Source organism: Kitasatospora kazusensis (genome assembly GCF_039529945.1).
Lineage (GTDB): Bacteria > Actinomycetota > Actinomycetes > Streptomycetales > Streptomycetaceae > Kitasatospora > Kitasatospora kazusensis.
Map to the genome: position 1 here is coordinate 198053 of NZ_BAAANT010000004.1, position 17927 is coordinate 215979.

15 protein-coding genes and 1 pseudogene are annotated in these 17927 nt (G+C 71.7%); 9 read left to right on the forward strand and 7 right to left on the reverse strand.

Going from position 1 to position 17927, the window contains the following annotated elements; genetic code table 11:
• Window positions 1-169: 169 nt before the first annotated feature.
• Both dnaN and dnaA read right to left on the reverse strand, forming a co-directional pair.
• Window positions 170-1300: a DNA polymerase III subunit beta gene (gene dnaN / locus ABD330_RS05835; RefSeq protein WP_344461433.1), complete on the reverse strand. Its 1131-nt coding sequence runs from the start codon at window positions 1298-1300 to the stop codon at window positions 170-172.
• Window positions 1301-2441: 1141 nt separating this feature from the next.
• Window positions 2442-4412 carry a chromosomal replication initiator protein DnaA gene (dnaA, locus tag ABD330_RS05840; protein ID WP_344461435.1) on the reverse strand — a complete coding sequence of 657 codons (1971 nt, stop codon included), beginning with the start codon at window positions 4410-4412 and terminating at the stop codon, window positions 2442-2444.
• 567 nt (window positions 4413-4979) lie between these two features.
• Between dnaA and rpmH the strand changes: the two genes are divergently transcribed.
• The 9 genes from rpmH (at window position 4980) to ABD330_RS05885 (ending at window position 11853) form a co-directional block, all read left to right on the forward strand.
• Window positions 4980-5117: a 50S ribosomal protein L34 gene (gene rpmH / locus ABD330_RS05845; RefSeq protein ID WP_344461437.1), complete on the forward strand. Its 138-nt coding sequence runs from the start codon at window positions 4980-4982 to the stop codon at window positions 5115-5117.
• A 19-nt stretch (window positions 5118-5136) separates the two neighbouring features.
• Window positions 5137-5565, forward strand: coding sequence for a ribonuclease P protein component (gene rnpA, locus ABD330_RS05850; RefSeq protein WP_344461439.1), 429 nt, complete (start codon window positions 5137-5139; stop codon window positions 5563-5565).
• A complete protein-coding gene (gene yidD, locus ABD330_RS05855; RefSeq protein ID WP_344461441.1) occupies window positions 5562-5876 on the forward strand; it encodes a membrane protein insertion efficiency factor YidD in 315 nt (104 codons plus the stop codon). The genes rnpA and yidD overlap by 4 nt, the downstream gene beginning before the upstream one ends.
• Before the next feature lie 3 nt (window positions 5877-5879).
• On the forward strand, window positions 5880-7085 hold the full coding sequence (yidC, locus tag ABD330_RS05860; RefSeq protein ID WP_344461443.1) for a membrane protein insertase YidC: 1206 nt from the start codon (window positions 5880-5882) through the stop codon (window positions 7083-7085).
• A 64-nt stretch (window positions 7086-7149) separates the two neighbouring features.
• A complete protein-coding gene (locus tag ABD330_RS05865; protein ID WP_425555452.1) occupies window positions 7150-7692 on the forward strand; it encodes a Jag family protein in 543 nt (180 codons plus the stop codon).
• Between the two features lie 190 nt (window positions 7693-7882).
• Window positions 7883-8677, forward strand: coding sequence for a 16S rRNA (guanine(527)-N(7))-methyltransferase RsmG (gene rsmG / locus ABD330_RS05870; RefSeq protein ID WP_344461445.1), 795 nt, complete (start codon window positions 7883-7885; stop codon window positions 8675-8677).
• 264 nt (window positions 8678-8941) lie between these two features.
• The gene (locus ABD330_RS05875) at window positions 8942-9970 is read left to right on the forward strand and encodes a ParA family protein (protein ID WP_425555453.1); all 1029 of its coding nucleotides are present in this window, start codon (window positions 8942-8944) and stop codon (window positions 9968-9970) included.
• The gene (locus ABD330_RS05880) at window positions 9967-11088 is read left to right on the forward strand and encodes a ParB/RepB/Spo0J family partition protein (RefSeq protein WP_344461449.1); all 1122 of its coding nucleotides are present in this window, start codon (window positions 9967-9969) and stop codon (window positions 11086-11088) included. The genes ABD330_RS05875 and ABD330_RS05880 overlap by 4 nt, the downstream gene beginning before the upstream one ends.
• A 147-nt stretch (window positions 11089-11235) precedes the next feature.
• Window positions 11236-11853, forward strand: coding sequence for a GNAT family N-acetyltransferase (locus ABD330_RS05885; RefSeq protein WP_344461451.1), 618 nt, complete (start codon window positions 11236-11238; stop codon window positions 11851-11853).
• Window positions 11854-11986: 133 nt separating this feature from the next.
• Here the strand turns inward: ABD330_RS05885 and trxA are convergent, their stop codons facing one another.
• The 5 genes and pseudogenes from trxA to ABD330_RS05910 form a co-directional block, all read right to left on the reverse strand.
• Window positions 11987-12319, reverse strand: coding sequence for a thioredoxin (gene trxA / locus ABD330_RS05890; RefSeq protein WP_344461453.1), 333 nt, complete (start codon window positions 12317-12319; stop codon window positions 11987-11989).
• A 325-nt stretch (window positions 12320-12644) separates the two neighbouring features.
• Window positions 12645-13610: a thioredoxin-disulfide reductase gene (gene trxB, locus ABD330_RS05895; RefSeq protein WP_344461455.1), complete on the reverse strand. Its 966-nt coding sequence runs from the start codon at window positions 13608-13610 to the stop codon at window positions 12645-12647.
• 206 nt (window positions 13611-13816) lie between these two features.
• Window positions 13817-14785: an anti-sigma factor family protein gene (locus tag ABD330_RS05900; RefSeq protein ID WP_344461457.1), complete on the reverse strand. Its 969-nt coding sequence runs from the start codon at window positions 14783-14785 to the stop codon at window positions 13817-13819.
• 161 nt (window positions 14786-14946) lie between these two features.
• Window positions 14947-15636 (reverse strand): annotated as a pseudogene (sigM, locus tag ABD330_RS05905) (RNA polymerase sigma factor SigM); the annotation flags it as partial.
• 23 nt (window positions 15637-15659) lie between these two features.
• Complete coding sequence (locus ABD330_RS05910; protein WP_344461460.1) at window positions 15660-17696, reverse strand: protein kinase family protein; 2037 nt, start codon at window positions 17694-17696, stop codon at window positions 15660-15662.
• Between the last annotated feature and the right edge of the window lie 231 nt (window positions 17697-17927).

Genomic DNA, 17927 nt, shown 5'->3' on the forward strand with positions numbered 1-17927 from the left:
TGCGGCGCCGTTGCCGCGCACCCTGAGCCTACGGCGTGCAGCGGACCGCACACCGCAACCCGAACAGGGGCGCGGGGAACTGCGCGCGCAACCGTGCACGTACGTCGTGCCCTGGTCGCGCAGTTCCCCGCGCCCCTGTGGGTGATCCGTTGCGTACGGCTGCCCGGCGTCAGCCGGAGAGACGCACGGGCATGATCAGGTACTGGTACGCCTCGTCCGCCTCGGCGTCCACCGAGGGCTTGCCGCTGAGCAGAGCGGGCTTGGTCGAGGTGGTGAAGCTCAGCTGGGCGTAGGCCGCGTCGATGGCCTTGAGCCCCTCCTCCAGGTACCCCGGGTTGAAGGCGATCGAGATGTCGTCGCCCTCCAGGTCCGCGTCGATCCGCTCGACGGCCTGGGCGTCGTCGCCCGAGCCGGCCTCCAGGGTGAGCACGCCCTGCTCGAAGCTGAGGCGGACCGGGGTGTTGCGCTCGGCGACCAGCGAGACGCGCTTGAGCGCCTCCAGGAACGGCTGGGTCTGGATCGCCGCGACCGCGTTGAACTCGGTCGGGAAGAGGCTGCGGAACTTCGGGAACTCACCCTCCAGCAGGCGGGTGGTCGTCCGGCGGCCGGCGCCCTCGAAGCCGATCAGGCCCTCGCCGGCCCCGCCCGAGGCGAGCGCGATGGAGACCGTGTCGCCGCTGCCCAGGGACTTGGCGATGTCCTGCAGGGTCTTGGCGGGGACCAGCGCGACGGCCGAGATGTCCGACTGCTCGGGCTTCCACAGCAGGTCGCGGACGGCGAAGCGGTACCGGTCGGTGGCGGCCAGGGTGATCCGGTCGCCCTCGATCTCGACCCGCACACCGGTCAGCACCGGCAGGGTGTCGTCCCGGCCGGCGGCGACGGCGGCCTGGCTGACGGCGGCGGCGAAGACCTCGCCGGAGACCGTGCCGGTCGCGGTCGGCATCTGCGGGAGTGCCGGGTACTCGTCCACAGGCAGGGTGGGAAGTGTGAATCGCGAACTGCCGCAGACCACGCTGACCCGCATGCCGTCGGTGGAGATCTCCACAGGCCTGTTGGGAAGGTTCCGCGAGATGTCGTTCAGCAGCCGGCCCGAGACCAGGACGGTGCCCGCCTCCTCGACGTCCGCCTCCAGCTCGACCCGGGCCGAGACCTCGTAGTCGAACCCGGACAGCGCCAGGCTGCCCTCCTGTGCCGTCAGCAGCAGGCCGGCCAGCACCGGCACCGGCGGCCGCGCCGGGAGGCTGCGGGCAGCCCAGGCCACCGCCTCCGCGAGGACGTCACGCTCCACCCGGAACTTCACCGGTAACCGCCTCCTGCATCCTGCTGTCGCATCGCTCTTGATCATCCAGTCGTTCGTGGTGGTCGCCCACCGGCACCTGACCGCCGAGGCTGTGCCATCCGGATCCCAGGTGCCGAAGGACAGTCTGACGTACTCCACCGACAGACGGGGCAGACGGGCGGAAGCAACCCGAACAGACGTCGGGATCCGGTTGTCCACAGTTTTCGGGCCACCCCGCTGTTAACCGAGTCCAATGGTCTATAGGTGTAGTGGTAGTAGTAGGGCCTGTGGATACCGTGGATAACCCCGTTTCCGCAGGTCAGACCCTGTTTTCTGTCCACAGGTGCTGTGGATGGCGGGTGTGGACAAGTAGGGCCCGGTGTGGACAACTCTGGGTTACCCACAGGGCACTCTGAGTATCCACAGGTTATCCCCAGCTCCGTCCCCAGATCATGGACCGGTTATCCACGGGGCGCCGTCAACGACACGTGACGCCTTTCACACTGGCCGGTGAACAGTTGCCCAATGTTGTCGAACTGTGGACGCAGCTGTGGAGAACCTGGGGATAACCACTGGTTTCCTGGGGACAGCCGGTGGATAACTCGGCTGGCGGTCTGACGGCCCGTCGACTGTCCACAGCCTGTGGATAACCGTTGTGCACAAGTCCACAGGCACCTGACCTGCGTCGAAGAGCGTAACGGCGCCGGGCCTGTGGAGGAATTCTGGATAACTCGGGGCTCCCCAAGCTGTGGACGGGGAAAAACCACCCGATCCTGTGGATTACTGCTCCTCGGCCCTGACCTGTTCGAATTGATGGTCAGATGTTCGGCCCGGCAGTCGGCTTGGTGCAGCGGCGACTGTGTCGATACTGCCCGGCCCGGCGCGGCCTTACACCTCTCTCCTCGCTCCGAGCACCCGGGTGGCCCTGCTGCCCGCCGGCCGCACCGGCCGCGCTCCGGGCATCTGCCGCCCGCACCCGTCGGGCCCGTCCGCGCCGCCCTCGGCCCGCCGTCCGTCGGCTGCCGTCCGCAGCCGGGCCCCGTCCGTCGGCCGCAGGCCACCCGTAGCCCGCAGCCGGGGCCCGGACATGCCGAAGGGGAGCCAGGGTGCTCCCGGCTCCCCTGACTCCCCTGCTGCGCCCGCCCGGTGGTGCGGGCAGGCCCTAGCTCTTGATGCGGTTGGTCAGCTCGGTGACCTGGTTGTAGATGGAGCGGCGCTCGGCCATCAGCGACCGGATCTTGCGGTCCGCGTGCATCACCGTGGTGTGGTCCCGCCCGCCGAACTGCGCGCCGATCTTCGGCAGCGAGAGGTCCGTGAGCTCACGGCACAGGTACATCGCGATCTGACGTGCCGTCACCAGTACGCGGCTGCGCGAGGATCCGCAGAGGTCGTCCACGCCGAGCCCGAAGTACGCCGCCGTCTGCTGCATGATCACCTGCGCGGTGATCTCCGGCCCGGCGTCCTCGTCGCCGCCCGGGATGAGGTCCTTGAGGACGATCCCGGCCAACTCCAGGTCCACCGGCGCCCGGTTGAGGTTGGCGAAGGCGGTGACCCGGATCAGCGCACCCTCCAACTCCCGGATGTTACGGGTGATCCGGGACGCGATGAACTCCAACACGTCGGCAGGAGCGTTGAGTTGCTCCTGGATCGCCTTCTTCCGCAGGATCGCGATCCGGGTCTCCAGCTCGGGCGGGGTGACGTCGGTGATCAGCCCCCACTCGAAGCGGTTGCGGAGCCGGTCCTCCAGGGTGATCAGCTGCTTGGGCGGCCGGTCCGAGGAGAGCACGATCTGCTTGTTGGCGTTGTGCAGGGTGTTGAAGGTGTGGAAGAACTCCTCCTGCGTGGACTCCTTGCTCGCCAGGAACTGGATGTCGTCCACGAGCAGGATGTCCATGTCCCGGTACCGCTTGCGGAACGCGTCCGCCTTGCCGTCCCGGATCGAGTTGATGAACTCGTTGGTGAACTCCTCCGAGCTCACGTACCGCACCCGGGTGCCCGGGTAGAGGCTGCGCGAGTAGTGCCCGATGGCGTGCAGCAGGTGGGTCTTGCCGAGCCCGGACTCGCCGTAGATGAAGAGCGGGTTGTACGCCTTGGCCGGAGCCTCGGCGACGGCCACCGCCGCCGCGTGCGCGAAGCGGTTGCTCGCGCCGATCACGAAGGTGTCGAACAGGTACTTGGGGTTGAGCCGGGCGGCGGGCTCGTCCTTGCGGGAGCCGCCGGCCGGGGGCGCGCCGGGCGGCGCGGGCACACCCGGGCTCGGTACGCGCTCCGGCGGGCCGCCGCCGGTGCGGGCGGGCGGGCCGGACTGCGGGCGGGTGTCGGGCAGCAGCGGGCCGGGCCCGGACTGCTCCGACGCCGGTCGTGGTGCACCGGCCGGCGGCCGCCGGCCGGGCCCCGGGCGCGGCCGGTCCGCCGGAGCGCCGTACGCGCCGCCGAACAGCTCGCCCTGCCCGCCGCCGCCCTCGCGGCCGCCCGGCTCGCCCCGGTGCTCGGGCTCCTCGCGCCGGTACTCGGGGGAGCGCTGCTCCCAGCCGCGGTCCTGCCCGGCGCCCTGGTCGGTGTCCTGGCCGCTGTCCTGGTCGGCCCAGCCGCCGGTCTGCGCGCCGCCGTACGGTGCGGGCCGCTGGTCGTAGCCGGCCGCGTCGTACCGGCCGCGCTCGTAGCCCTGCTCGGTCGGCTGCTCGTAGGAGCGGCCGTAGTCCCGGGCCGGGTAGTCCTCGGCGGAGGGCCAGCGGCCGGGCTCGGCCGGTCGGGCGGCGCGGGCGGGGTAGTCCGGCTCCTCGCGGTACTGCTGCGGGGACCACTCCTCGGGCTGCGGTTCGGCCAACGGCTGCTCGGCCGGGGCGGGCGCCGCGGCGGGCGGTACGGCGTTGGCGTCCACCATGACGGCGATCCGGACCGGGCGGCCGAACTCGCGGCTGAGCGTCTCGCTCAGCTGCGGCATCAGCCGGCCCTCCAGGACCTGCTTGGCGAACTCGTTGGGCGCCGCGAGCAGGGCGGTGTCGTGCATCATCCACATCGGCTGGGTGCGCCGCACCCAGGTCTTGTCCTTGTCCCCGACGCTCGTGTCGTTGACCAGCCGCTCGACGACCCGCGCCCAGACGACGACGAGATCGCTGTTGACATCAGCCACTGGTGCACGCTTTCTCGTTCCCCGGAAGGGGGGTGTCAAGGGACTTCGGGTACCGACCCGAGGGCTTGGCCCGGTGGGTGAGCCTGGTGGACGGGTCCGGTGGATGAGCCTGGTGGACGAACAAACCCGACAAGTCCTGCAACGGTAGTCAGGCGGCAGGACTGATTCAAGTTGTTGTCCACAGGCTGTGGGTGAACGGCCTCAAGGCCAGGGTACGGGTGTTCAGGGCGGGTGCGGGCCTTGCGAGGACTGGCCTCTATCATGATCGGGAGGACTCCCGGGCGGCTTTGGCGGGCTCCCGGCCGTCGGCCGGTTTGACCCCCCGCCCCCGTCCCGCGTACCGTAACCAGGTCGAGTTGTCGATGGCCGCTGCCGCATGTCCGCGGGTCCACCCGCTTCCATAAGGCGCGCAGCACGGGCGCCGTGGATTGCCTCAAAACCCAGCCGACCTGGGTTGTCGGGGCCGGCCGCCTCTCTCTGGGAAGCCAGTGGGAGGGGATCACGCGGACGCACGGTGACGGCCAAGCGATTTCCCGTCATCCTTCGATTCACCCCAGGAGCCCCCGAGTGAGCAAGCGCACCTTCCAGCCGAACAACCGTCGTCGCGCGAAGACCCACGGCTTCCGGCTGCGGATGCGTACCCGCGCCGGCCGCGCCATCCTGGCGACTCGCCGTGCCAAGGGCCGCGTCAGCATCTCCGCCTGATCCGCGTCAAGGGTCTGCAGTGCTGCCCCCCGAGAATCGGCTGCGGCGGCGCCAGGACTTCGCGACCGCGGTGAAACGCGGCCGTCGAGCCGGTCGGCCCCTTCTGGTCGTCCATCTCCACAGAGATGGCGAGGCCAGGGGGACGGCCGACCGGACCAGCGACTCCAGCCCGCACGTCGCCGAAGGGCTTCCTTCGGCGCGTGCGGGTTTCGTCGTGAGCAAGGCCGTCGGTCCGGCGGTCGTGCGCAACCTGGTGAAGCGTCGTCTGCGTCACCTGGTCCGCGAGCATCTGCCCAGGTTGCCCGCAGGTAGCCTGATAGTGGTACGCGCGCTGCCCCCGGCAGCGACGGCCTCGTACCTCGAACTGGAGCACGACCTGGATGCGGCGCTTCGGCGGCTGCTCCGGGCTGAGCCGACCGGCAGTGCGCCGACGGGAGCAGGGCGATGAAGTACCTGCTGATGGGCCTGATCAGGCTCTACCAGTGGACCATCAGTCCGCTGCTCGGACCGGTGTGCCGCTACTACCCCTCGTGCTCGCACTACGGGTACGACGCGGTGCGGGTGCACGGCGCGGTCAAGGGCTCCGGCCTGACCGCGTGGCGCATCCTGCGTTGCAACCCGTGGTCACCCGGCGGGGTCGATCATGTTCCGCCGCGCAAGCACCCGGTCTGGCACCGTCGGCTGCGCGATCTGCTGAGCCCGAAGAGCGGGACCGCCGGGCCTGAGCCGGTGGCCAAGCCCGATGTCCAAGGAGTCTGACCGGTGACCTGGTCCTTCCTCAACCCCCTGTACACCGCGGTGTCCTGGATCATTGTCCAGTTCCACTCGCTGTACAGCCACGTCTTCGACCCGAATGGCGGGTGGGCCTGGGGTCTCGCGATTGCCTCCATGGTGGTCGTCATCCGGATCTGCCTGATCCCGCTTTTCGTCAAGCAGATCAAGTCGACCCGGGCCATGCAGGCTATCCAGCCGAAGATGAAGGCCATCCAGGAGCGCTACAAGAACGACAAGCAGCGCCAGTCCGAAGAGATGATGAAGCTGTACAAGGAGGCGGGGACCAACCCCTTCTCCAGCTGCCTTCCCATCCTCGTACAGATGCCGTTCTTCACCGCCCTCTACGGCGTGCTGGCCTCGGTGGCCAACAACAAGCACATCGGCGTGATCCAGGGCGACCTGCTGGCGAGTGCGCAGCAGGCCCACATCTTCGGTGCCCCGCTGTCGGCGAAGTTCCTGGGCAGCCACACCCTGAACGTCCAGATCGTCACTGCCGTGATGATCGTGCTGATGTCGCTGTCGCAGTTCATCACCCAGCGCCAGCTCATGACGAAGAACATGGACCTCACGGTCAAGACGCCGTTCATGCAGCAGCAGAAGATGATGATGTACGTCTTCCCTGTCATGTTCGCCGTGATGGGCGTCAACTTCCCGGTCGGTGTCCTGGTCTACTGGCTCACCACCAACGTCTGGTCGATGGGCCAGCAGCTGATCGTGATCCACAACAACCCGACGCCGGGCAGCAAGGCGTTCCAGGAGCGGCAGGCCCGGCTGAAGAAGGCCGGCCGGCTCAACCCGGACGGTTCGGTGATCAAGGTCGGGCTGCTCGCCAAGATCTCCGGCGGCGGCGCGGCCAAGAGCGCCACGGCCACGGCGGAGGAGACGGTCGAGGGCGCGGTGCAGGTCCGGCGCCAGCAGCCGCGTAAGCAGACCAAGGCGCAGCGCCAGCAGGCGGCCGTGCACCCGCAGGGCGGTGCCGGCCAGACCGGTCTGGCCAAGGAGCCGGAGGCGGAGACCGCTTCGGCTCCGAAGGACGCGGTGCCGGGGCCGGCCACCGCCAAGAGTGCGGCGGCCCAGGGCTCGGCGGCCCAGGGCTCGGCAGCCAAGGGTGCGGCGCCGGCCAAGCCGGGTACCCGGCAGCAGCCGAAGCGCGGCGGGCAGCAGGGCGGCCAGCGGCCGAAGAAGAAGTCCTGATCCGGCTTCTCCTGATCTTCGTTCCCGGCCCGACCCAAGGGCCTATCCCTGAAGGAGTCCAGCAGTGACGGAAGGCACCACCTCCGCTCTTGAGGCCGAGCCCGAGACTGCGCCCGGCGCGGGCGCCGCTGAGAGCCTCGTCTCCCGCCTGGAGCAGGAGGGCGACATCGCGGCCGACTACCTGGAGGGTCTGCTCGACATCGCGGACCTCGACGGTGACATCGACATGGATGTGGAGGGCGACCGCGCTCTGGTGTCCATCGTCAGCGACGGCAACGACCGCTCGCTGCAGCGTCTGGTCGGCCAGGACGGCGAGGTGCTGGAGGCGCTCCAGGAGCTGACCCGGCTGGCCGTGCACCGGGAGACCGGTGAGCGCAGCCGTCTGATGCTGGACATCGCGGGCTTCCGGGCCCGCAAGCGGTCCGAGCTGGCGGAGCTGGGCAGCAAGGCGGCCGAGCAGGCGAAGAGCTCGGGGGAGCAGGTCAAGCTGCGCCCGATGACGCCGTTCGAGCGCAAGGTCGTCCATGACGCGGTGGCGGCGGCGGGTCTGCGCAGCGAGTCCGAGGGCGAGGAGCCCCAGCGCTGTGTGGTCGTTCTGCCGGTCTGACACCGGAGGCGGTACCCAGGCCGGCCCCGTCCGCTTCGTGCGGACGGGGCCGGTCGTTCATATCCTGCGTTGCACGGCCCGTGTTTCGGTCTCACAGCCCGTGTTCCCGTGCTGTGTTTCACGTGAAACCGGGCGCACGTGAAACAGTGGTCGAGTGCGGTGGGTGGAGACGGTGAGCGGAGAAGCTGAGATGGACACGGACGGCGTGGCGACCGAGGGCACCCCGGTGGAGGACACGGAGGCCGACCGGCCGAGTCTGCCCGAGGCGCCGGCCGTGGCGCGGGAGGTCTTCGGGGAGCGTTTCCCGATGGCCCTGCGCTACACGGAGCTGCTGGCCACGGCGGGTGTGCAGCGCGGGCTGATCGGTCCGCGTGAGGTTCCGCGGCTCTGGGACCGGCATGTGCTCAACTGCGCGGTGCTGGCCGAGCTGCTGCCGGCCAACGCCTCGCTCTGTGACGTCGGCTCGGGCGCCGGGCTGCCCGGCATCCCGGTGGCGATGGCCCGGCCGGACGTCTCGGTGACGCTGCTGGAGCCGCTGCTGCGCCGGACCACCTTCCTGGAGGAGGTCGTCCGGGAGCTGGGCCTGGACAACGTGACGGTGGTGCGCGGCCGGGCCGAGGAGATGATCGGCAAGCTCTCGGTGGACGTGGTGACCGCGCGGGCGGTGGCGCCGATGGAGCGGCTGGCGGGCTGGGGCCTGCCGCTGCTGCGGCCGTACGGGCAGATGCTCGCGCTCAAGGGGGACACCGCGGAGCAGGAGCTCGCCGAGTCGCGCTCCGCGCTGACCAAGCTGGGCGCGGTGAAGTGGTCGGTGATCTCGGTCGGCGAGGGCACGCTGGAGACCTCGACCCGGGTGGTCCGGGTGGAGGCGGGGGAGAGCCCGGGCGGCGTCAAGGCGGCGACCCGGCGGGCCAAGGCCGCGCGGGCGGGCCGGGCGGCCAAGGGCGGCGACGCGGGCCGGGTGGCGGGTCGCCGCAGGCGCTGACCTGCGGCCGGCGGGCCGGACGGCCGACGGACAGCCGCTGAGCGGCCGCCGGGGGCAGCCGGGCGCCGGGGTGCGGGAGAGCGGGGCAGGGGCGGTCCGGGGCCGGTCGACCGGCCCGGGACGGGGAGTGTGCCCGGATGGTCGGAGTGTCGCACCGTCAGATTTCCGACATTTGTGGGCATGGTGTTTCCTGTGAAACGTCGCTCCCTGCTTTCCGGCAGTTTCGATCAGCGGCTCCGCCGCGGGCTCGGTCTCATCCGGTCGGTGACTGTCGCCGCTCCGGTTTCACGTGAAACACTGACCAGCATGCAGGACTCGGAGACCGTCGACCAGATCGATGACACGCCCCCGCCGCGCTCCGCGCAGGCCGCGGCTCGGGCCCTCGGACAGTCCGTCGAGGCACTGCCCAGGCCGGCCGCCACCCGGGTGATCGTGGTGGCCAACCAGAAGGGCGGGGTGGGGAAGACCACCACCACCGTCAACATGGCGGCCTCGCTGGCCCTGCACGGACTGCGGGTCCTGGTGGTGGACCTCGACCCGCAGGGCAACGCCTCCACCGCGCTCGGGATCGACCACCACGCCGAGGTGCCGTCCATCTACGACGTCCTGGTGGAGGGCAAGCCCCTCGCCGACGTCGTGCAGCCGGTGGTGGACGTCGAGGGGCTGTTCTGCGTCCCCGCGACGATCGACCTCGCCGGTGCCGAGATCGAGCTGGTCTCCCTGGTGGCCCGGGAGAGCCGGCTGCAGCGCGCGATCGCCGCGTACGAGCAGCCGCTCGACTACATCCTGATCGACTGCCCGCCCTCGCTGGGGCTGCTGACGGTCAACGCGCTCGTCGCGGGCCAGGAGGTGCTGATCCCGATCCAGTGCGAGTACTACGCGCTGGAGGGGCTCGGCCAGCTGCTGCGCAACGTGGAGCTGGTGCGGGCGCACCTGAACCAGGCACTGCACGTCTCGACCATCCTGCTCACCATGTTCGACGCCCGGACCCGGTTGGCGTCCCAGGTGGCGGACGAGGTCAGGACGCACTTCCCGGAGGAGGTGCTCACGACGGCCATCCCGCGGTCGGTCCGGATCTCGGAGGCGCCGAGCTACGGGCAGACCGTCCTCACCTACGACCCGGGTTCGGCCGGGGCGCTCTCCTACCTGGAGGCCGCTCGTGAGCTCGCACTCCGGGCGGTGGTGGCCGTGGACGCGGCAGAGGGTCACGGCTCGGTGGGGCAGCAGCGGAGCGCGACGGGCGCGCCGGCTGTCCCGATGGCACAGCACGGCACGATGGAGGACAACCGGTGAGTGGTGGGCGCAGAGGTCTGGGACGCGGGCTCGGGGCACTGATCCCGGCGGCGCCGTCCGCCGCACCGAGCGGGGCTCCGGCCGGTACCGCGGTGGCTCCGGCGAGACAGGGTGGGACGACCGCGGTGGCGGGCACCGGTGCGGTGTCCCCGGGCGCGCTGCCGGTGCTGCCGGCCGACCGCGGCACGGTGGCGGCGAAGGTCGCGGCGGAGAGCGTGCGGGAGCAGTCCGTGCTGCCGCAACGCAGCGTGCTGGAGGCCGCGCTCAGCCCGGTGGAGGGTGCCAGGTTCGCCGAGCTGCCGCTGGACTCGATCACGCCGAACCCGCGCCAGCCGCGCGAGGTCTTCGACGAGGACAAGCTCGCCGAGTTGGTCGCCTCCATCAAGGAGGTGGGTCTGCTCCAGCCGGTGGTCGTCCGTCAGGTCGGCGCCGACCGCTTCGAGCTGATCATGGGCGAGCGGCGCTGGCGGGCCTCCCGGGAGGCGGGTCTCGACCTGATCCCCGCCATCGTCCGGGCCACCGACGACGACAAGCTGCTGCTGGACGCGCTGCTGGAGAACCTGCACCGGGCCGAGCTCAACCCGCTGGAGGAGGCGGCCGCGTACGACCAGCTGCTGCGCGACTTCTCCTGCTCCCACGACGAGCTGGCCGACCGGATCGGCCGGTCGCGCCCGCACGTCTCCAACACGCTGCGGCTGCTGCGGCTCTCCCCGGCCGTGCAGCGCCGGTTGGCGGCGGGCGTCCTGACGGCCGGGCACGCGCGGGCGCTGCTGGGCGTGCCGGACAGTGAGCGGCAGGACCAGCTGGCCCGGCGGATCGTCGCGGAGGGGCTCTCGGTGCGGACCACCGAGGAGCTCGTCGCGGTGCTGGACCAGGACGAGAAGCCGCAGCGCGGGGCCGGTCCGAAGGCGGGCAAGATCCTCTCGCCGGCCTTCAACGACCTGGCCGGGAGGCTCTCCGACCGTTTCGACACCCGGGTCAAGGTCGAGGTCTCGCAGCGCAACGGGCGGCTGGGCAAGGGCAAGGTGGTCCTGGAGTTCGCTTCGGTCGAGGACCTCAACCGGATTCTCGACAGCCTGGCCCCGGGCGAAGAGGGACTGCGTCTCTCGCAGGGCTGAAACCGGTGGTGCCGGTCGTGGGAGCGGCGAGTCGCTCGGCGGGTGCATGTCTCACGTGGGTTCGGTTTCACGTGAAACATGCACCCGTTCTGTTGTGGGAGGAAGCTCGGTGGTGTGACGGCCCGTCGGGCTAGGAGGAGGTGCACGGTGGGACGCAGGATCGCTCCGCTGACATTGGACAACCTCGCGGATCTTCCGACGACCTGCCGGTCCTGCGTGTTCTGGGAGCTCGACCCGGTCAGTGCCAAGGCGGCGGTCGAGTCGGGCAGACCGGAGCTGGAGAAGGAGGGCTGGATCTCCGCGGTGCTGCTGGAGTGGGGGTCCTGCGGCCGGGTGGTCTACGTCGACGAGGTCCCGGCCGGCTATGTGCTGTACGCGCCGGCCGCGTACGTCCCGCGCTCCCAGGCGTTCCCGACCAGTCCGGTCTCCCCGGACGCGGTGCAGCTGATGGTCAGCCGAGTGCTGCCCGGGTACCAGCGGCAGGGGCTGGGACGGGTGCTGGTGCAGACCGTGGTCAAGGACGTGGTCGGCCGGGGGTTCAAGGCGATCGAGGCCTTCGGTGCGGTCGGCCGGGAGATCCCCAGCTGCGTGCTGCCGGCCGAGCATCTGCTGGCGGTGGGCTTCAAGACCGTTCGGCCGCACCACCGCTACCCGAGGCTGCGGATGGAGGCGCGCACCGCGCTGTCCTGGAAGGGCGATGTGGAGACCGCGCTCGAACGTCTCCTCGGCGGCGCGCGGAAGGAGCCGGCACTCCGGCCGTTCTGACCCACAGCGGGGGTTCGGCCGAGGGCCCGCCGGTACGGGCGCGGGCGGGCCGGTTCAGGCCCGGAAACGACGCAGGCGGGCCCCGGGTGATCCCGGGGCCCGCCTGCGTCGTACCGGTTCAGCTGAGGCTGGCTCAGATGAACTCGGCGAGCTCGCGCAGCAGCGCGGCCTTCGGGCGGGCACCGGTGATGGTCTTCACCAGCTGGCCGCCCTGGTAGACGTTGAGCGTCGGGATGGAGATCACGTTGTACGTGGCGGCGGTCGTCTGGTTGTTGTCGACGTCCAGCTTGGCGATCGTGATCTTGTCGCCGTGCTCGCCGGCGATCTCTTCGAGGATCGGGGCGACCTGGCGGCACGGGCCGCACCAGGTGGCCCAGAAGTCGACCAGGACGGGCTTGTCGCTCTTGAGAACCTCTGCGTCGAAGGTCGCGTCGGTCACGGTGATGGTCGCGGTGTCGCCGGCCACGGGAACTCCTAAAGGTTGCGAACGAGGTGGTGCTGGGCTCTGTCTCCGCTCGGCACCTGCTAGGTGGACAACAACGGAGGCGGGTGTTCTGTTTCGGCTCGGCGGCGCTGTCAGGGGTGCGCTGCCTCACGTCCGGTAGTCCGGTCGGGCCTGTGTCAGGTGGGAAGCCGGCCGGCGGCGGTGCCTCCGGTGCGGTGTCACGTGAGATGGTCTGGTGCGGTGCCCGGTCCGTGCGGTGTTTCACGTGAAACACCGCACGGACCGACAGTTCCACGTGGAACAGCGCCCGGGCGGGAGGCCGCGCCGAGCCGGGGGAGTGGCTCGGTCAGACCGCGACGGCGGCGGCCTGGGCCTCCAGGTCGGCCAGCGAGGCGAGGTAGCGCTCGGCGTCCAGCGCGGCGGAGCAGCCGGTGCCGGAGGCCGTGATCGCCTGGCGGTAGGTGTGGTCGACGACGTCGCCGGCCCCGAAGACGCCGGGGATGTTGGTCCGGGTGGAGGGGGCCTCGACCTTGAGGTAGCCCTCGGCGTCCAGGTCCAGCTGGCCCTTGAAGAGGTCGGTGCGCGGGTCGTGGCCGATCGCGATGAAGAGGCCGGTGACCGGCAGCTCGCGCTTCTCGCCGGTGGTGGTGTCGCGCAGGGTGACACCGGTCAGCTTGGGGTCGCCGTGGATCTCCTCGACCGCGCTGTCCCAGGCGAAGCTGATCTTCGGGTCGGCGAAGGCCCGCTCCTGCATCGCCTTGGAGGCGCGCAGGCTGTCGCGGCGGTGGATGACGGTGACGCTGCGGGCGAAGCGGGAGAGGAAGGTCGCCTCCTCCAGCGCGGTGTCGCCGCCGCCGACCACGGCGATGTCCTGGTCGCGGAAGAAGAAGCCGTCACAGGTCGCGCACCAGGAGACGCCGCGGCCGGAGAGCACGTCCTCGCGGGGGAGGCCGAGCTTGCGGTGCTGCGAGCCGGTGGTGACGATCACCGCGTGGGCGCGGTGGACGGTGCCCTCGGAGTCGGTGACGGTCTTGACGTCACCGGTGAGGTCGACCGCGACGATGTCGTCCGGGATCAGCTCGGCACCGAAACGCTCGGCCTGGGCGCGCATGTTGTCCATCAGCTCGGGGCCCATGATGCCGTCCCGGTAGCCGGGGAAGTTCTCGACCTCGGTGGTGTTCATCAGGGCGCCACCGGCGGTGACGGCGCCCTCGAACACGAGCGGCTTGAGGGAGGCTCGGGCCGTGTAGAGCGCGGCGGTGTAGCCGGCAGGGCCGGAACCGATGATGATCACGTTACGGACGTCGCTCACTGCATCTCCTGGTTCGCATCGCGACCCGCGCTTCAGCGGGGAGGGCGGTCATGCTCCGCCGCCCGGGACAACGGCTCACCAGTGTCGCTCATTCCCAGGCCCCTGTGCAGCATCCGCCCGAGGCTTGGGCCGGGCGGGCCCTGAGGCCCGCCGTCAGACCTCCGTCCGCGGCGCTTCGGGCGACGACGGGAGTTCGACGACGGGCCTCAGCGGCTCGGCACGGTGCGGTGCAGGACCACGGTGGCACCCGGGCAGCCGGAGGTGACCAGGTAGACGTCCAGCTCTCCGGGCCGGCCGGGCAGCGGGTAGACCAGGGCGGTCACGTCGGCCGGGCCGTAACGTCCGTGGCCGACGGCGAGCGGCGCCTCGGCGCCGTGGCCGGTGGCGGCCGGGAGGCAGTCCGGCAGGGCACCGGCCGGGGAACCGCCGAACGCGGTGGTCGGCGGCGCTGAGTCGGGCCCCGTGGTGTCGGGCTTCGGGGAGGCGGCCGGCCTCGGTTCGGCGTGGAAGGACTCCGCCCGCTGGCTCGGGGCCTTCGGGGTGCCGGAGGCGGCCAGCAGCTGTTGGATCTGCGCGGTGAGGAGGCCGTCCTGGTAGACCGGGCCGTCGGCCGTCGTGCCGGGCCGCCCGACCGAGCTGTCGGCCGCGGCGGAGGCGCTCGGGTGCTGCCCGGCCGGATCGGTCTGGCGCACCAGCAGCGCGGCCAGACCGAGGGTGGTGAGGACGGCGGCCGTCCCCACCAGGATCCGCCGCCGTCGGGACCGGGGCCGGCCCGGGCCGGTGCCTTCGCTCCGACGGTTCGGTGGGGCGAGGGCACCGGACAGCGGCGCGGGGGCAGCGGGCACCGGCGCGCGCACAGCCTCGGGCGCGTTGCCGCTCTCCTCGGCCGCCTCGCGGGCTGCGGCGGCCGCGGCGGCTTCCGCGGCCAGGGCGGAGTCGATCCGTGCGGCCACGTCGGCGGGCATCGGGGGAGTGTCCACCGAGCCGAGCAGCTCTCGTACCTCGGTCAGCGCGGCGAGGGTGTCGGCGCACTCCTCGCAGCGGTCGAGGTGCTCCTGGAGAGCGGGCAGGTCGGCGGGCCCGACGAGCCCCTCGGACAGGTCGGCCAGCAGATCGATGTCGGGATGCGGGAAGGAACCGTCGGCAGCGGACCAGGAAGGGGCGTGGGGCGTCATCGGGGAGTCACCTCTCCTTCCAGGGCCTGGTCGGGGAACGCGAACCGCTGACCCGGAGCAGCGGCCTCCGGGGTGTTCTCCGCGAGCGGGGTCCCTGCTGGGACGGAACCGGTGCCGATCGGGTTCCGTCCCGGTGTGGAGGAGGGCGGTGCAGGCGGTGTTTCACGTGAAACACCGCGCGGCGCCGCCGGCGCGGGGGCCGCTCCGGTGCTCAGGGGTGTGCGGCCCGTCGGAGCGGGAGCCGTCGCCTCCGGGCGGGCCGGTGTTTCACGTGAATCCTCCGGACCGCCCGCCCGGAGGTGGCGCACCAGGGGCAGGAGCTTGGCCCGGCCCCGGGCGCAGCGGCTCTTGACGGTGCCGACCGCGACGCCGAGCACTTCGGCGGCCTCGGCCACCGGGTACCCCTGCATGTCGACCAGGACCAGCGCGGCGCGCTGTTCGGGCGCCAGTGCGGCCAGCGCGTCCGTGACCTCGCGGCGCAGCTCCGCCCGGACGACCTGGGTGTCGGCGGGTTCGGCGCTGCCGAGCAGGGTGTCGAGGCGTTGCGGGTCCTCGTCGAGGGATCCGGTCCGCCGGGTGGCGGTACGCCGGGCGCGGTCGAGGCAGGCGTTGACCACGATGCGGTGCAGCCAGGTGGTGACGGCGGACCGGCCCTCGAAGGTGTGGGCGGCGCGGAAGGCGGAGACCAGCGCGTCCTGCAGCGCGTCCGCGGCCTCCTCGCGGTCGCCCAGGGTGCGCACCGCGACGGCCCACAGCCGGTCCCGGTGGCGCTGGACGAGGAGGCCGAAGGCATCAGGGTCCCCGGCCGTGTGGCGGGCCAGCAGCTCGGGGTCGGAGGGCTCCGCGGTCACGCAGCCCTCCTCGTCCGGTCCGGTCAGCCCGTGACCTTGATCTCGGCCACCCGGCCCTGGAACTTGTCGTCCTCATCCTTGGGGATGTCGGTGAGCCAGATCAAGAGGTAGCGGGTGTTCAGTACGTGGTCGGGCTTCAGGACGACCTCGGTGCCGGTGCCCTTGGCGACCGCCGTCCCCAGCGAGTCGAGGCCGGCCTTGTCGGCCGTGGGCGCGGTGGTGGCGGAGCCGGGGGCGGCGCGGAGTTCGACGCCGGTCCGGCCGGTGAGCTGGACGTCCACCGAGCTGACCTGTTTCGTCGAGCCGAGGTCGAGCAGCAGCCCGGTGCCCTCCTTCCAGGCGCCGAAGGGGGAGTCGTAGGAGGAGGTCTGCCAGTAGGTGTCCGGCTTGCCGTCGATGGCGTTGCCGGCCGTCTCGGCGTGCTCCGGCTGGTCGCCCAGCGCGTTGAAGGACTGGATGCCGGCCACCGTGAGCGGGTGCCCGGCCGGTACCACCGGCCGGGCCGAGGAGCCGGGGGTCTGGCCGGCGCCGACGCTGCTGCCGGGGTCGGGGGCGGTGTCCGTCTTGGAGCCGTGCAGGTTGCTGACCAGTTGCCAGGAGCCGACGCCGATGGCGGCCAGCGCCACCGCGGAGGCGGTCCAGCGGAGCAGCGTGTGGAGCTTGCGACGCCGGCCGGGCCGGGCCGGGCGCGGGTGGGGCGCGGCCGCCGGTTCGGCGCCGACGGGGCCCTGCGGGTGTGCCTGGGAGGGGGCGTGGCCGGGGGCGTGGCCGGGGCCGAGCGGGTGCTGGGTCTGCGCGGGTCGCCCGGCGGGGTAGCGGGGCGGGGTGTACGGCGGCAGCTCCGGGGGCTCCGGCTGACGGATCTTCGGCAGCCGGGTGATCGCCTCGGCGAGCTGCTCGGGGCTGGTGAGGGGTTCCTGGTGGTGCGGCGGGTGCTCGCAGACGGCCCGCGCGGCCAGCTCTGCGAGCCCCTTGTGGACTCCGGCCTTGACCTGGTCCGGCGGGACGCAGCCGAGGTCCCTGGGCAGCCCCTGGAGGTCGTACCGGTCCTCGGGGTAGGGCCAGCGGTGGGTCAGGGCGGCGTACAGCAGGGCGCCGATGGCGCGGGTGTCGGTGAGTTCGGCCTCCTCGGCGGAGAGCCCGCGCAGGGCGGCCTCCACGGCGATGCCGTTGATCCGGTACTGGCCGGACTCGGTGCGCAGGACGCACCTCGGGGTGAGCCGGAGGTGGGCCTGCCCGCGGCGGTGCGCGGTGGCGATGGCGTCGGTGACCTGACGTGCCATCTGGTAGGCGTCGTACGGCTCCATCGGACCGTCGGTGAGGAGCTGGGCGAGGTCCTTGGCGCCGGGGAGCCACTCCCGGACGACGTAGACCAGTTCGCCTTCCTGGACGGCGTCGAGCACCTGGACGAAGCGCGGATCGCCGAGCAGCGCGGCGGCCTTGGCCGCGGCGAGGACGGCTGCGGCCCGCTGGTGCCCGGCGGCGAGCAGGTGCACGCCCACCGCCCGGCGGAGCTTCTCGTCGACGGCGCGCCAGCTGCTGAACACCTCCGACTGGGTGATGCACTCCTCCAGCCGGTAGCGACCGCCGACCTTGTCGCCGCTGTGCCGCATCGGGGCCGGGAGGACCGGCGGGAGGGTGGCGACCTCGGGCTCGGGCTCGACCTCGGCCTCGGTGGCGGTGGCCGTCGGGGCCGTGGGCGCTGCGGTGACCGGTTCGGTGGCGGTGGCGGACCGGGAGGCCGCGCGGGCGGCCAGTTCGGTGGCGATCTCGGCGGCCGACAGCGGGGCGGTGGCCTCGACCGGGTCGTCGGAGGCAGGGTCCTCGGCCGCGTTCTGGTCGGAGGCGTGCTCCTTGGCTGTGCGGTCGGCGGTCGGCTCGACGTCGTCCGGCTCGACGTCGTCCGGTCCGGCGTCGTCCGGCTCGGTGTCGGCAGGCTCGGGGGCCGTGTCCGCGGGTTCGGCCTCCGGTGTCCCGCCCGGGATGTCTCCGAGTGCCATGGCGAGCGCCGCCTCGTCCGCTACGGACGTTTCGACGACTGCCTTGGTGCCATCAGCCACCGTGGTCCTGCCTCCCCTTGTATCGCCCCGGTCCGAGAATGCCGGTGGTCGGCCCGGCCCCTCGGGGGCAGAGCCGTGCCGGGACAATTGTGCCCACTCTTCCTCCCCTGGTTCGACCGCTGGGGCGTCCCTGAGGTTGCCTGACGGTGCACAGCAGGGTCGTTCAGCTGCGAACGAACCGAATTCGACGAATATCGCCGAATCCGGTCCGGTGTCGGCCACCTGAGGGAG